General features: G+C 68.8%; 13 protein-coding genes. 12 read left to right on the forward strand and 1 reads right to left on the reverse strand.

Annotated elements, in window-relative coordinates; translation table 11 throughout:
- Window positions 1-19 precede the first annotated feature (19 nt).
- From ALA01S_RS07775 to ALA01S_RS07810, 8 genes are all read left to right on the forward strand, one after another.
- Window positions 20-781, forward strand: coding sequence for a TorF family putative porin (locus ALA01S_RS07775; protein WP_084267322.1), 762 nt, complete (start codon window positions 20-22; stop codon window positions 779-781).
- A 12-nt stretch (window positions 782-793) separates the two neighbouring features.
- A complete protein-coding gene (locus ALA01S_RS07780; protein WP_028997364.1) occupies window positions 794-1,132 on the forward strand; it encodes a P-II family nitrogen regulator in 339 nt (112 codons plus the stop codon).
- A 33-nt stretch (window positions 1,133-1,165) separates the two neighbouring features.
- Entirely contained in the window at window positions 1,166-2,644 is a 1,479-nt protein-coding gene (locus ALA01S_RS07785) for an ammonium transporter (protein ID WP_066334380.1), read from the forward strand.
- A 314-nt stretch (window positions 2,645-2,958) separates the two neighbouring features.
- Window positions 2,959-4,254, forward strand: coding sequence for a glutamate--cysteine ligase (gene gshA, locus ALA01S_RS07790; protein WP_066334383.1), 1,296 nt, complete (start codon window positions 2,959-2,961; stop codon window positions 4,252-4,254).
- Between the two features lie 95 nt (window positions 4,255-4,349).
- A complete protein-coding gene (locus ALA01S_RS07795) occupies window positions 4,350-6,233 on the forward strand; it encodes a potassium transporter Kup (RefSeq protein WP_066334385.1) in 1,884 nt (627 codons plus the stop codon).
- 28 nt (window positions 6,234-6,261) lie between these two features.
- Window positions 6,262-7,425, forward strand: a complete 1,164-nt coding sequence (locus ALA01S_RS07800) for a benzoate/H(+) symporter BenE family transporter (protein WP_066334387.1) — start codon at window positions 6,262-6,264, stop codon at window positions 7,423-7,425.
- Window positions 7,426-7,439: 14 nt separating this feature from the next.
- Window positions 7,440-8,393: a glutathione synthase gene (gshB, locus tag ALA01S_RS07805; protein WP_066334391.1), complete on the forward strand. Its 954-nt coding sequence runs from the start codon at window positions 7,440-7,442 to the stop codon at window positions 8,391-8,393.
- Window positions 8,394-8,424: 31 nt separating this feature from the next.
- Window positions 8,425-10,308: an ATP-binding cassette domain-containing protein gene (locus ALA01S_RS07810; RefSeq protein WP_066334392.1), complete on the forward strand. Its 1,884-nt coding sequence runs from the start codon at window positions 8,425-8,427 to the stop codon at window positions 10,306-10,308.
- Window positions 10,309-10,324: 16 nt separating this feature from the next.
- On the opposite strand, the gene ALA01S_RS07815 is transcribed toward ALA01S_RS07810, so the two are convergent.
- A complete protein-coding gene (locus tag ALA01S_RS07815; RefSeq protein WP_238455724.1) occupies window positions 10,325-11,047 on the reverse strand; it encodes a hypothetical protein in 723 nt (240 codons plus the stop codon).
- Window positions 11,048-11,287: 240 nt separating this feature from the next.
- Here ALA01S_RS07815 and ALA01S_RS07820 point away from each other — a divergent pair, with 240 nt between their 5' ends.
- The 4 genes from ALA01S_RS07820 (at window position 11,288) to ALA01S_RS07835 (ending at window position 14,556) form a co-directional block, all read left to right on the forward strand.
- Window positions 11,288-11,779, forward strand: a complete 492-nt coding sequence (locus tag ALA01S_RS07820; RefSeq protein WP_066334514.1) for a GNAT family N-acetyltransferase — start codon at window positions 11,288-11,290, stop codon at window positions 11,777-11,779.
- Between the two features lie 112 nt (window positions 11,780-11,891).
- Window positions 11,892-12,701 (forward strand): HpcH/HpaI aldolase family protein, encoded by an 810-nt coding sequence (locus tag ALA01S_RS07825; RefSeq protein ID WP_066334394.1) that lies wholly within the window; start codon window positions 11,892-11,894, stop codon window positions 12,699-12,701.
- A gap of 61 nt (window positions 12,702-12,762) precedes the next feature.
- Window positions 12,763-13,608: an aldose 1-epimerase gene (locus tag ALA01S_RS07830; protein WP_066334396.1), complete on the forward strand. Its 846-nt coding sequence runs from the start codon at window positions 12,763-12,765 to the stop codon at window positions 13,606-13,608.
- 48 nt (window positions 13,609-13,656) lie between these two features.
- Window positions 13,657-14,556 carry an SMP-30/gluconolactonase/LRE family protein gene (locus ALA01S_RS07835; protein ID WP_066334398.1) on the forward strand — a complete coding sequence of 300 codons (900 nt, stop codon included), beginning with the start codon at window positions 13,657-13,659 and terminating at the stop codon, window positions 14,554-14,556.
- Window positions 14,557-14,596 lie beyond the last annotated feature (40 nt).

Here is a 14,596-nt window from a genome sequence, read left to right on the forward strand (position 1 = left end):
TCAAATCAGCGGAGCAACCATGATCAAAAAAGCCCTTCTCGCCACGGCGACCCTGGCTTCCCTGTGCAGCCTGCCTGCGCATGCCGATGTGAGCTTCAACGTTGGCGCGGTCACTGATTACCGTTACCGCGGCATCTCGCAGAGCCGCCTGGACCCGGCCCTGCAGGGGGGTGCCGACTGGGTGCAAAGCGCCGACGGTGGTTTCTACGCCGGCGTTTGGGGCTCCACGATCAGGTGGATCAAGGACGCCGGTCGCATTGCCGGCACCGACGTGGGCAATGCCCGCGTGGAGGTTGACCTCTATGGTGGCTACAAGGGCTCCATCGTCGAGGGCCTGGGCTATGACGTGGGCCTGCTGCAGTACTGGTACCCGCGCAACAAGCTCGACCGCATCTCCGGCGCCGAGAAGGCCGACACCACCGAGGTCTATGGCGCCCTGACCTACGGTCCCGTGACGGCCAAGTACTCGCACGCGTTGACCGACACCTTCGGCAACGGCGACAGCAAGAACAGCTACTACCTGGACCTCTCCGCCAGCTTTGAGATCACCGACGGCTGGATGCTGGTGCCTCATGTGGGCCGCCAGAAGATCAAGGGCCCGGCTGACGACCTGGGCGCCTCCTACACCGACTACTCCCTGGGCGTTTCCAAGGACTTCAGCGGTTTCGTGGTCAGTGCCACCGCCGTCGGCACGAATGCCGACAAAAGCTTCTACGTCACGCCCGCGGGCAAGTTCACGGGTAAGAATGCGCTCGTGGTCGGCGTGAAGTACAACTTTTGAAAGGAATCAGCCATGAAGATGGTTACTGCCATCGTCAAGCCATTCAAGCTTGACGAAGTGCGTGAAGCGTTGAGCGCCATTGGCGTTCAGGGCATCACGGTGACGGAGGTCAAGGGCTTTGGCCGCCAGAAGGGCCACACCGAGCTCTATCGCGGCGCTGAGTACGTGGTCGACTTCCTGCCCAAGGTCAAGATCGAAGCCGCGGTGGATGACGAGGTTGTCGAGCGCGTGATCGAAGCCATCGAGGGCTCGGCCCGCACCGGCAAGATCGGCGACGGCAAGATTTTCGTGTGCCCGCTGGAGCAGGTGGTGCGCATCCGTACCGGCGAGACCGGTCCCGACGCGCTCTAAGCACGCAGTCCGACCACAAGTAGCGACAAAACCATGAGAAAACTTCTTCTGCCCCTGCTCGCCGGTCTGGCGGGCCTGGGCGTGGCCAGCGGGGTGCTGGCGCAGGACACCGCTGCCGTGGCGGCGCAAGCTGCCAGCAGCGTGGCCCAAGCGGCCAGCGGTGTGGCCGAAGCCGCCAGCGCTGCCGCCGCGGCGGCGCCGGTGCCCAACAAGGGCGACACGGCCTTCCTGATGATTTCCACGGCGCTGGTCATCCTGATGACCATCCCGGGCCTGGCGCTGTTCTACGGCGGCCTGGTGCGCAGCAAGAACATGTTGTCCGTGCTGATGCAGGTCTTCATGGTCTTCGCCCTGATTTCCGTGCTGTGGGTGGTTTACGGCTACTCCGCAGCCTTCACCGCCGGCAACCCGTTCATCGGCACGCTGGACAAGCTCTTCCTCAAGGGCGTCACGCCTGAGTCCGTGGGCGCGACCTTCAGCAAGGGCGTGGTGCTGCCGGAGCTGAGCTTCGTGAGCTTCCAGGGTGCCTTCGCCGCCATCACCGTGGCGCTGATCGTGGGGGCCTTCGCCGAGCGCATCAAGTTCTCGGCGGTGCTGGCCTTCTCGGTGCTGTGGTTCACCTTCAGCTACCTGCCGGTGGCGCACATGGTCTGGTACTGGGACGGCCCGGACGCGATCACCAGCGAGGAAACGCTGGCGGCCGTGACCAACAACGCCGGCTGGCTTTGGGCCAAGGGCGCGCTGGACTTCGCCGGCGGCACGGTGGTGCACATCAACGCCGCGGTGGCGGGCCTGGTGGGCGCGATCATGGTGGGCAAGCGTGTCGGCTACGGCCGCGAGTCCATGGCGCCGCACAGCCTGACGCTGACCATGGTCGGTGCCTCGCTGCTGTGGGTGGGCTGGTTCGGCTTCAACGCCGGCTCCAACCTGGAAGCCAACGGCACGGCGGCTCTGGCCTTCATCAACACGGTGGTGGCCACGGCGGCTGCGGCGCTGAGCTGGTGCGCTGGTGAAGCGCTGATGCGCGGCAAGGCTTCCATGCTGGGTGCGGCTTCCGGTGCGGTGGCGGGCCTGGTGGCCATCACCCCGGCCTGCGGCTTCGTGGGCGTGGGCGGTGCCCTGGTGATGGGCCTGCTGGCCGGCTTCGTGTGCCTGTGGGGCGTCAACGGCCTCAAGCGCATGCTGGGCGCTGACGACTCGCTGGACGTGTTCGGCGTGCACGGCGTGGGCGGCATCCTGGGTGCGCTGCTGACCGGCGTGTTCGCTTCGCCTGACCTGGGCGGCACGGGCATCTGCAATTACGTCAGCGACAAGTGCGGCGAGTGGGGCGGCATCGGCGCCCAGGTGTGGGTGCAAGCCCAGGCCGTGGGCACGACCATCGTGTGGTCGGCCGTGGTCGCGTTCATCGCCTACAAGCTGGTGGACCTGGTGATCGGCCTGCGCGTGTCCGAAGAGGAAGAGCGCGAGGGCCTGGACATCACCTCGCACGGCGAAACGGCCTACAACCGCTGATCCGCCGTCAGGCAAGAAGGAAGTTCGCGGGCGGCGCCTCCCGTCAGGCGCCCCCGCTCAAGAGCAGTCTCTTCGCTGCGGTTGCGGTAGCGAACTTGAGCCACCCCTCGGGGTGGCTTTTTTTATGGGCGTGGGCGGGGCTTGCGCTGTCTGCGCTCGTCCCCATTTGTCTCTTTCGCAAGCCTTTTGCGGACGGGGCGGCAATACCCTGGGGTTGCTTTTGCACAGGGCGCAAGCTCCGTGACCGGCGCACGCATGGTTGGGTATGCCGCCTGCCTAGAATCGACGGATCGAATCCAAGAAGTCACCACACCATGGTCCCGCATCTCATCACGGCGCTCAACGGGCCGATCAACGAGTTGGAACAGCGCATCCTGGAGTCGATGCCGGCCATTGAGCGCTGGTTCCGGCTGGAGTGGATGGAGCACACACCGCCGTTTTATTCATCGGTGGACGTGCGCAACGCCGGCTTCAAGCTCGCGCCGGTGGACACCAACCTCTACCCCGGCGGCTGGAACAACCTCACCACCGAGATGCTGCCGCTGGCGGTGCAGGCGGCCATGGCGGCCATCGAGAAGATCTGCCCCGAGGCCAAGAACCTGCTGCTCATCCCGGAGAAGCACACGCGCAACAGCTTCTACCTGAGCAACGTGCAGCGGCTGATGCAGATCTTCAATCAGGCCGGCCTGAACGTGCGGCTGGGCACGCTGGACGAGACCATCACCAAGCCCACCACGCTGACGCTTACCGACGGCAGCACGCTCACGCTGGAGCCGCTGGTGCGCACGCCGCGGCGCCTGGGGCTCAAGGACTTCGATCCCTGCACCATCCTGCTCAACAACGACCTCTCCGGCGGCATCCCGTCCGTGCTGGAGAGCCTGCACGAGCAGTACCTGCTGCCGCCGCTGCATGCGGGCTGGGCCGTGCGGCGCAAGAGCAACCACTTCCAGAGCTACGAGGAGGTGGCCAAGAAGTTCGCCAAGCTGCTGGGCATGGACCCGTGGCTGATCAACCCCATGTACACCCAGTGCGGGCAGGTCAACTTCGCCGACGGCACCGGGCTGGAGTGCGTGCAGTCCAACGCCGAGGCGCTGCTGGCCAAGGTGCGGCGCAAGTACAAGGAGTACGGCATCAACGAGAAGCCCTTCGTGGTGGTGAAGGCTGATGCCGGCACCTACGGCATGGGCATCATGACGGTGCGCGACCCCAAGGACCTGGAAGACCTCAACCGCCGCACGCGCAACAAGATGAGCGTGATCAAGGAGGGCCAGGAGGTCAGCGAGGTCATCATCCAGGAGGGCGTACCCACCTACGAGCGCATGAACGACGCGGTGGCCGAGCCCGTGGTGTACATGCTCGACCGCTACGTGGTGGGTGGCTTCTACCGGGTGCATGCCGAGCGCGGCATCGACGAGAACCTCAACGCCCCCGGCTCCGCTTTCGTCCCGCTGGCTTTCGCCGAGGCCAGCCACATGCCGCGCCCGGGCGAGAAACCCGGCGTGAGCGCACCCAACCGCTTCTACATGTACGGCGTGATCGGCCGTCTGGCCATGCTGGCGGCCAGCTACGAGCTGGAAGCGACCGACCCGGACGCGGAAATCTACGAGTGAGCGTGAGGCAGTGCCGCCACGGCGGCGGTGCTGCACTGCACAAGCCGGGAGACAATAAGGACTTTGCGTAACGGGCCCCCGGTGGGTCCCAATCCGTGAGCTCTTCTTCATCACGCACGCCCGCCGCCCTGGCCGCCCTCACGCTGGCTGCCTTGGGCGTCGTCTATGGCGACATCGGCACCAGCCCGCTGTACGCCCTCAAGGAAGTCTTCCACGCCGGCCATGTCGAGGTCACGCCCGCCAACATCCTGGGCGTGCTGTCGCTGATCTTCTGGACGATGACGGTCATCGTCTCGCTGAAGTACGTGCTGCTCATCCTGCGCGCGGACAACAACGGCGAGGGCGGCCTGATCGCCATGCTGGCGCTGGCCACGCACGCCGTGCGCGAGCGCCCGCGGCTGCGCCAGGTGCTGATGGCGGTGGGCATGTTCGGCACGGCCATCTTTTATGGCGACGGCGTCATCACGCCGGCCATCTCGGTGCTGTCGGCGGTGGAGGGCCTGGAAGTGGCCTCGGACAGCCTGCATCCGTTCGTGGTGCCCATCACGCTGGTGGTGCTCACGGGGCTGTTCGCGGTGCAGCGCTTCGGCACGGCCGACATCGGCCGCTTCTTTGGCCCCATCACGCTGGTGTGGTTCTTCGTCCTGGTGGCGCTTGGGCTGCCGCACGTCATAGCCAACCCCACCGTGCTGGTGGCGCTCAACCCGGCCTACGCCATCGACTTCTGGATGCACCACAAGCTGGTGGCCTTCATCGCGCTGGGCGCGGTGGTGCTGTGCGTCACGGGCGGCGAGGCGCTCTATGCCGACCTGGGCCACTTCGGCAAGCGGCCCATTCGCATTGCCTGGTACGGGCTGGTGATGCCCTCGCTGGTGGTGAACTACTTCGGCCAGGGCGCACTGCTGCTGGGCGATCCGGCGGCCATAGAGAACCCGTTCTACCTGCTGGCGCCGGAGTGGGCGCGGCTGCCGCTGGTGTTCCTGGCCACGGCGGCCACGGTGATCGCCTCGCAGGCGCTGATCACGGCGGCCTTCTCCGTGACCAAGCAGGCCATCCAGATGGGCCTGCTGCCGCGCATGCACATCAAGCACACCTCGGTGAAGGACACGGGGCAGATCTACGTGCCCTTCGTGAACTGGGGGCTGTACGTGTTCATCCTGCTGGCGGTGGCGCTGTTCGGCTCGTCCTCGCGGCTGGCCTCGGCCTACGGCATCGCCGTGACGCTGGACATGACCATCACCACGGTCATGACCTTCTTCGTCATCCGCTACGGCTGGCGCTACCCGCTGTGGCTGTGCATCGGTTCCACGGGCTTCTTCTTCGTCATCGACGTGCTGTTCTTCTCCTCCAACATGCTCAAGCTGGTGGCAGGCGGCTGGTTCCCACTGGCCATAGGCATCGGCATGTTCACGCTCATGACCACCTGGCGGCGCGGCCGCGCGCTGGTGGCCGAGCGGCTGCGCGACGACTCGATCGACCTCGAAGGCTTCCTGGAGGCCGTGTTCATGAGCCCGCCCAAGCGCGTGCCCGGCACGGCAGTGTTCCTCTCGGCCGAGCAGGGGCTCACGCCCAGCGCGCTCATGCACAACCTCAAGCACAACAAGGTGCTGCACGAGTACAACCTGTTCGTCTCGGTGCAGCACCACGACGTGCCCTGGATAGGCTTCGACAAGCGCGTGAGCGTGAAGTCGCTGGGCCACGACTGCTGGCAGGTGGTGCTGCACTTCGGCTTCAAGAACGACCCGGACGTGCCCGAGGCGCTGCAGTCGCTCAAGGGCCGCGGCGTGCCGCTGGACGACATGGACACCAGCTACTTCCTCAGCCGCGACGTGGTGATCCCCACCATTGCGCAGCAGGGCATGGCCATGTGGCGGGAAAAGCTCTTTGCCAGCATGCACCGCAACGCCTCGGCGGCGGCGGACTTCCTGAACCTGCCGGCCAACCGCATCGTGGAGCTGGGCTCCAAGGTCGAAATCTGATTCCTTTTCCGCTTCCTTTCCTGCCGCCGTGTCCCTGAAAGATTTGTCGCTGTCCGCTGTCGTGGCGGGCTTCGTGGCCGTGCTGGTGGGCTTCACCAGCTCGGTCGTCATCGTCTTCCATGCCGCCGAGGCCTTGGGTGCCACGCCGGCGCAGACGACCTCGTGGATGTGGGCGCTGGGCCTGGGCATGGGCCTGACCAGTGCGGGCTTGAGCCTGTGGTACCGCCAGCCCGTGCTCACGGCCTGGAGCACGCCCGGGGCGGCGCTGATCGCGGGCACCAGCGGGTTGACCATGGCCGAAGGCGTGGGCGCCTTCGTGGTGTGCGCGGTGCTGATCACGCTGGCTGGCGCCAGCGGCTTCTTCGCCCGCGTGATGGACCGCATTCCGCGCGCGCTGGCCGCGGCGCTGCTGGCCGGGGTGCTGGCGCGCTTTGGCTTTGATGCCTGCCTGGCCATCAAGGGCAGCCCGCTGATGGTGGGCGCCATGCTGGCGGCTTACCTGTTTGGGCGGCGCCTGTGGCCGCGCTACGCCGTGCCGGGCGTGCTGCTGGCGGGCATGGCGGTGGCGGCGGGGCAGGGCGCGCTGCACCTGGACGCCGTGCAGTGGCGCCTGGCGCAGCCGGTGTGGACGACGCCGGCCTTCAGCCTGCAGGCGCTCATAGGCCTGGCGCTGCCGCTGTTCGTGGTGACCATGGCCTCGCAGAACCTCCCCGGCGTGGCGGCGCAGCGCGCGGCGGGCTACGACACGCCGGTGTCGCCGCCGGTGGCGGTGACGGGACTGGCCTCGCTGCTGCTGGCGCCTTTTGGCGGCTACGCGCTCAACCTGGCGGCCATCACGGCGGCCATCTGCATGGGGCGCGAGGCGCATGCCGACCCGCACCGGCGCTACATGGCCGCCGTCATGGCGGGCTGTTTCTACATCGCGCTGGGCCTGGCGGGCGGGGCGGTGGTCGGGTTGATCGCGGCTTTCCCCAAGGGGCTGGTGCTGGCCGTGGCGGGGCTGGCGCTGCTGTCCACCATTGGCGGCTCGCTGGCCATTGGGCTGCAGGACGAGAAGACGCGCGACGCGGCGCTGCTGACCTTCCTCGTGACCGCCAGCGGCCTGTCCCTCTTCGGCATTGCCTCGGCTTTCTGGGGTTTGGTGGCCGGGGTGCTGGCACTGGCTGTGCAACACTGGCGCCCCAATCGCTGAAGCCCCTGCGCACCATGGATTTGCTGTTTGTCGCCGACCCGCTGGTGACCTTCAAGACCTACAAGGACACCACCTTTTCCATGATGCGCGAGGCCCTCTCGCGTGGCCACAAGGTCTGGGCCTGCGAGCAGGCCGACCTGGTGTGGCGCCGCGGCGCGCGCGTGGTGGCGCGCAGCGCCCGTGCGATTGCGCTCACGGGCAGCAGCGGCAAGGACTGGTTCGAGGTCGTGGCCGAGCAGGAGATGGCGCTGGCCGACGCGAGCGCCGTGCTCATGCGCAAGGACCCGCCCTTCGACAGCGAGTATTTCTACGCCACGCACCTGCTGCAGCAGGCCGAGCGCGAGGGTGCGCGGGTGTTCAACAAGCCCGCGGCGCTGCGCGAACACCCGGAAAAGCTCTCCATCCTGGAGTTTCCGGACCTGATCGGCCCAACGCTGGTGACGCGCGACGCGCAGGCCGTGCGGGCGTTTCACGACGAGCACCGCGACATCATCCTGAAGCCGCTGGACGGCATGGGGGGGATGGGCATCTTCCGCGTCGGCGCCGACGGGCTGAACCTGGGCTCCATCATCGAGACGCTCAACGCCCACGGCACGCGCACGGTGATGGTCCAGCGCTACCTGCCCGAGATCGTGAAGGGCGACAAGCGCGTGCTGCTCATAGGCGGCAAGCCGGTGCCCTTCTGCCTGGCGCGCATTCCGCAGGGCAGCGAGATACGCGGCAACCTGGCCGCCGGGGGCAAGGGCGTGGCGCAGGAGCTTTCCGCGCGCGACCGCGAGATCGCCGAGACCCTGGCGCCGGTGCTGGCCGCGCGCGGGCTGCTGCTGGTTGGGCTGGACGTGATCGGCGACTGCCTCACCGAGATCAACGTCACCAGTCCGACGGGCTTCCAGGAAATCAGCAACCAGACGGGCCTCAACGTGCCGGGCTTGTTCGTCGACGCGCTGGAAGCGGCCGTCGCGGCCTGAGGGGACTGCCGGGCAGGGGACAATCCGCCCCATGGCCCTGCTCACTCTCACCAATGCCCACCTCGCCTTTGGCCATGTGCCGCTGCTGGACGGCGCCGGCTTCTCCCTGGAAGCCGGCGAGCGCGTCGCGCTCATAGGCCGCAACGGCGCCGGCAAATCGTCGCTTCTGAAAATCCTGGCCGGGCTGGACAGGCCTGACGACGGCCTGCTGCAGCAGCAGCAAGGGCTGCGGCGCTTCTACGTCGCGCAGGAGCCCGCGTTCGCGCCCGGCGCCACGGTGTTCCAGGCCGTGGGCGAGGGCGTGGCCGAGGCGCGCAGCCTGCGCGAGCGCTACGAGCGCCACGCGCCCGGCGACGACCTGGACGCGTTGCAGACGCGCATCGAGCAGCTCGGTGGCTGGACCTGGGAGCAGCGCGTGGAGCAGACGCTGCAGCACCTCAACCTGGACGCCACGGCGCAGGTGGATGCCCTCTCCGGCGGCACCAAGAAGCGCGTGGCGCTGGCGCAGGCGCTGGTGGCCGCGCCCGACGTGCTGCTGCTGGACGAGCCCACGAACCACCTGGACCTGGACGCCATCGAGTGGCTGCAGGAGCTGCTCAACGCCTGGAAGGGCGCGCTGGTGCTCATCTCCCACGACCGCGCCTTCATAGACGCCGTGGCCACCCGCATCGTCGAGCTCGACCGCGGCGTGCTGCGCAGCTACCCGGGCAACTTCTCCACGTTCGAGGCCACCAAGGCGCGCGAGCTGGAGTCCGAGGCCCTGGCCAACGCGCGCGCCGACAAGCTGCTGGCGCAGGAGGAGGTGTGGATCCGCAAGGGCGTGGAGGCGCGGCGCACGCGCAGCGTCAGCCGCGTCAACCGGCTGCACGTGCTGCGCGAGCAGCGGGCGCAGCGGCGCGAGTCGCTGGGCCAGGTGCGGCTGGAGCTGGACACCGGCGTGCCCACCGGCAAGATCGTCGCGGAGCTGCAGCGCGTGGGCATGCGCTACGGCGACCGGGAGCTGATCAAGGATTTCAGCGCCACCATCCTGCGCGGCGACAAGGTGGGCCTGATCGGCCCCAACGGCGTGGGCAAGACGACGCTGTTGAAGCTCATCCTGGGCCAGTTGGAGCCCACATCCGGCAGCGTGCGCCGCGGCAGCAACCTGCAGGTGGCCTACTTCGACCAGATGCGCGGCGGCCTGAACCTCGACGCCACGCTGGCCGACACCATCAGCCCTGGCAGCGAGTGGGTGGAAATCGGCGGGCAGCGCAAGCACGTCATGAGCTACCTGGGCGACTTCCTCTTCGCTCCGGCGCGCGCCAATTCGCCCGTGCGCACGCTCTCCGGCGGCGAGCGCAACCGGCTGCTGCTGGCCCGGCTCTTCGCCCTGCCGGCCAACGTGCTGGTGCTGGACGAGCCCACCAACGACCTCGACATCGACACGCTGGAGCTGCTGGAAGAGTTGCTGCAGTCCTATGGCGGCACGGTGTTCCTGGTGAGCCACGACCGGCGCTTCCTGGACAACGTGGTCACCAGCACCATCGCCTGGGAGGGCGACGTGTCGCCGGGCCGCTGGCGCGAGTACGAAGGCGGCTACGAGGACTGGAAGCTGCAGAAGGCGCGCTCGCTGGCGGCGGCCGAGGCGGCGGCGCCCAGGCCCGCCGCGGCACCCGCGCCCGCGCCTGCCGCGGTGGCCGTGCCGGCCAAGCCGCCGCGCAAGCTGGGCTACAAGGAGCAGCGCGAGCTTGACGCGCTGCCCGCGCGCATCGAGGCGCTGGAAGCGGAGCAAAAGACGCTCACCGAGCAGCTCAGCGATCCCGAGCTGTACGTGCGCGACGCGCAGCGCGCCACGCAGATGCACGAGCGCGTGGCGCAGATCGAGGAAGAGCTCATGGCCGCGCTGGAGCGCTGGGAGGAGCTGGGCTCGCGCTGAGGCGGCCGCGCTTTCTTCAGAACCAGCCGTCCGTGTCCGCCGCCGGGTGCGAGCGGCTGACGATCAAGCCGGCCTGCAGGTACAGCGCGTTGAGCAGCCGCGACGCCAGGGCGCGGTCCATGCCCGGCCACTCGGACAGGCCGCGCAGGTTGGTCGTCTCGCGCTGCAGCCGCCGCACGCAGTTGCGCAGCAGTGGCGGGATGGGCAGCGGCCTCAAATCCAGCACCGCCGAGGCGCGGTACGCGGCGTAGCCCGCGATCTCGGGCAGCAACTGCTCCCTCGCCCCGCGCATGGACAGCTCCCAGCTCAGCAGCGGCAGCGGGTGGTAGAGGTGCAGCGCCTTGACCAGGCCGCGCTGCGGGTCGCCGGGCGGGCGCAGCACCGCGGGCTCCACGTGCAGCACCTGCAGCGCCTGCAGCCGCAACTGCAGCAGCTCCGGCAGGGGCAGCGGGCAGTGGGCCAGGCGCTGGCGAGGGAAGAGGGTCAGCGGCAGCACGCGCTCACCGTCCTGCATGTGCACCACCACGTTGCGCAGGTGGCGCATGGAGGCGGCCAGCACTTCCAGCAGCTCGGTGTGGCGGCCGTGCTCCTCGAAGCGGCGCAGGTCTTGCAGGAGCGAAGGCGGCAACTGCTGCGGATCGGCGTCGTCGAGCTGGGCCAGGTCGTCCAGGTAGCGCTTGAACGCGCTCACCCGCATCAGCTCCGGGGCACCCAATGGAAGGGTCGATTCGAAGCTCACCTGCCTTGCTCCCCCAATCCTGATGTTGACGCGGGATGTTAAGGCACCGGCCGTTCACGCTCTGCGCCATCACCGCGCCCACGGCAGAGCAAGAAACCGTCCCGCAGCGCGTTGCTGAGGCTTTGCTTGGAGCCGGAGCGGGGACGGGGTTATCTTTGTACCCCTTGCATGGATGCCGCCTGAATCGATGAGCTGCTGTTTTCCGGCGCTGCCCGGCTGCGACGCATGAATGCACGCACCATGGCGCCGCCGCAGGTCGAGCTGTTGATGCCCGACTCCCCCGAACTGTTGCAGGCCACGCGCGAGATTTTTCGCGAGTACGCCGCAGGCCTGGGCATAGACCTCTCCTTCCAGAACTTCGAGCAGGAGCTGGCCGGGCTGCCCGGCGACTACGCCGCGCCGCAGGGCGTGCTGCTGCTGGCCTTCGTGGACGGTGCGCTGGCGGGCTGCGGCGCGCTGCGGCCCCTTCCGGAAGCCGATGTGCCCAATGCCTGCGAAATGAAGCGGCTGTACGTGCGCCGTCCCTTCCGCCGCTTCGGCCTGGGCCGGCTGCTGGCGCAGGCGTTGATGGATCGCGCCACCGAGGCCGGCTACTCCAGCATGCTGCTGGACACGCTGGACGAGATGGAAGCCGCGCGCGGCCTCTACGCCAGCCTGGGCTTCGCGGACGTGCCGCCCTACTACTACAACCCCGTACCCGGCGCGCATTACCTGTGCGCCTCTCTGGACTGAGCGGGTCGTTGCGAATGCGGGCGGCCCCTGATCCGCCGGCCCGCCGCCTGCCCCCACACTGGACCGCCCTTCGTTCACAACGCCGCCCCCTGCGGGCGACAAGGAGCCGTCGATGAACAACTTCCGCCACCTGCTCAAGGCCGCCGGCGGCCATCCGCCCATCGGGACGTGGATCACCTCCGCCAGTCCCATCGTGGCCGAGGCCGTGGGCCACGCCGGGTTCGACTGGGGTCTGGTGGACATGGCGCACGCGCCGCTGGACTACATGGATCTGGTGCACCTGCTGCAGGCCATAGGCAACACCAAGATGACGCCCGTGGTGCGCGTGCCGGCCAATGAGCCGGTGGCGGTGCAGCGCGTGCTGGACGCCGGCGCGCAGACGCTGCTGTTCCCGCTGGTGGAGTCCGCCGCCGACGCGCGCCGCGCCGTGGCCGCCACGCGCCACGCGCCGCAGGGCGTGCGCAGCATGGCCACGCTCAGCCGCGCCACGCGCTACGGCGCCGCCGCGGGCACGCCGGCGCCGGTGGGCGTGATCGTGGAGCTGGAGACGCCCAAGGCGTTGTCGCAGTTGGAGGAGGTGGTGCAGGTGGACGGCGTGGACGCCATCTTCATCGGCCCGGCCGACCTTTCCGCGCAGTTGGGCCATGCCGGCCACACCATGCACCCGGAGGTGATGCGGCTCATGGGCGACGCGGCGCAGCGTTGCCGCCATGCGGGCATCCCGGTCGGGACCGTGGGCGCGACGCCGGATGTGGTGACGCAGTTCCGCGCCATGGGATTCAGCTTCGTCGCCGTGGCTTCGGACCTGGCGCTGCTCATGCGCGGCGCGCAGGCCGTGGTGCAATCGCTGCGCACCCCCGACGGCGAGCTGCACGTCCACTCGCTGAGCGCGGGCACCCGCACCGAGTCCTCCGCGGCCTGACGCCAGGCCTGCACCGCAGGGGCCGGCATCCCTTCGTCACCGACAGCAGTAAGAGCAGTTGATGAGCTCCGTGATCGAACTCCACGCCGGCCCGCTGCGCCTGGCCCTGCGCCCGGATCTGGGTGGCTGCGTCGCCGGGCTGTGGCACGGCACGCAGCCGGTGCTGCACAGCTTTGACCCGGCCCAACTTGGCGGGCCGCGCCCTTCGGCCTGCTTTCCGCTCGTCCCGTACTCCAATCGCATCGGCCAGCGGCGCTTTCGCTGGCAGGGGCAGGACATCGAGCTGGCCGCCAACGTGGACGAGCCCAACACGCTGCACGGCGTGGGTTGGCAGCGGCCCTGGGACGTCGTCGACGCCGACGCCACGCGCGCCGAGCTGCGCTGCGCGCACCAGGCCGACGCCTTCTGGCCCTTCAACTTCGAGGCGCGCCAGCACTTCGAGCTCACGCCGCAGGCGCTGCGCATGCACATGTCGGTGCGCAACACCGACGACCGCGTGCAGCCGCTGGGCTTGGGCTGGCACCCTTACTTCACCAAGCGGCCGGGCTGCCGGCTGCAGGCCCGCGTGACGCAGCGCTGGGAGCCCGACCCCACGCTGCTGCCCGTGCGCCGCGTGGCGCAGGACGCACTGGACGGCGACGTGACGCTGATGGACTACGACAACGTCTTCGAGGGTTGGGACGGCGTGGCCGTGGTCACCGAAGAGCCTTTCACCGTGCGCATCACGTCCGACCAGCCTTACCTCGTGGTCTTCGCCAAGGCCGTGCGCGACCACTTCTGCGTCGAGCCGGTGAGCCACCTCAACAACGCCATCCAGCAGCCTGATCCCGAGGCACATGGACTGCGCGCCGTGGCGCCGGGGCAGGCCATCGCCGGCTGGATGAACCTCGACATCTCCCTTGCCTGAGAGCCCCGCGCCGCGCCGGCCGTGCGCGGCGCGGGCGCTGGAGCCGACATGACCGCTGAACGCCTGTTCGACATCCAACCGCTGCCCCTGCCGCCGTCGCGCCTGGGCGAGTCGCCGTTCTGGCATCCGCACGAGGGTGCGCTGTGGTGGGTGGACATTCCTGGACAGCGCCTCAACCGCTGGGACCCGCGCCACGGCCGCCACGACCATTGGAGCTTCGACAGCGAACCCGGTTGCGCCGCGCCGCTGCAGGGTGGGCGCGTGCTGCTGGGCATGCGCGACGGGCTGTGGTGCTTCGACCCGCACAGCGGCCAGCGCCAGCGTGTCAGCCCACCACCTTACGACCCAGCGCAGCAGCGCTTCAACGACGGCAAGGCCGATCCGCTGGGCCGCTTTTGGGCCGGCACGCTGGACGACCAGCGCCAGCCCCGTGCCGCGCTCTACCGCTTCGACCACGGCGAGCTGCAGCGCATGGCCGAGGGCATCACCACCAGCAACGGCCTGGGCTGGAGCCCGGACGGCCGCACGATGTACTGGAGCGACACCCGAGCCCATGAGATCCGCGCCCTGGACTTCGACTTGAACCAGGGCACGCTCTCGCGCCAGCGCGTGTTCGCACGCTTTGCGCCGCGCCAGGAGGGCCAGGCCTACGGCGGCCGCCCCGACGGCGCCGCCGTGGACAGCGAGGGCGCCTACTGGGTGGCCATGTACGAGGGCTGCCGGCTGCTGCGCCTGTCGCCCACGGGCGAGCTGCTGCAGGAGGTACGGTTGCCGGTGCACTGTCCGACCATGCCGTGCTTTGGCGGGCCGGACCTGCGCACGCTCTACGTCACCACCGCGCGCGACCACCGCCCGGCCGACGAGCTGGCTCGCGAGCCCTGGGCCGGCTGCATGTTGCAGATGCGCGTGCCGGTGCCGGGCCTGCCGGTGAACTTCGCCCGGCTGTAAGAGAAGAAGAAGGGGAGGCGGGCGCCGAGCGGCGCCGCCT

Origin of the sequence: Azohydromonas lata NBRC 102462, assembly GCF_001571085.1 — a bacterium.
GTDB lineage: Bacteria > Pseudomonadota > Gammaproteobacteria > Burkholderiales > Burkholderiaceae_C > Azohydromonas > Azohydromonas lata.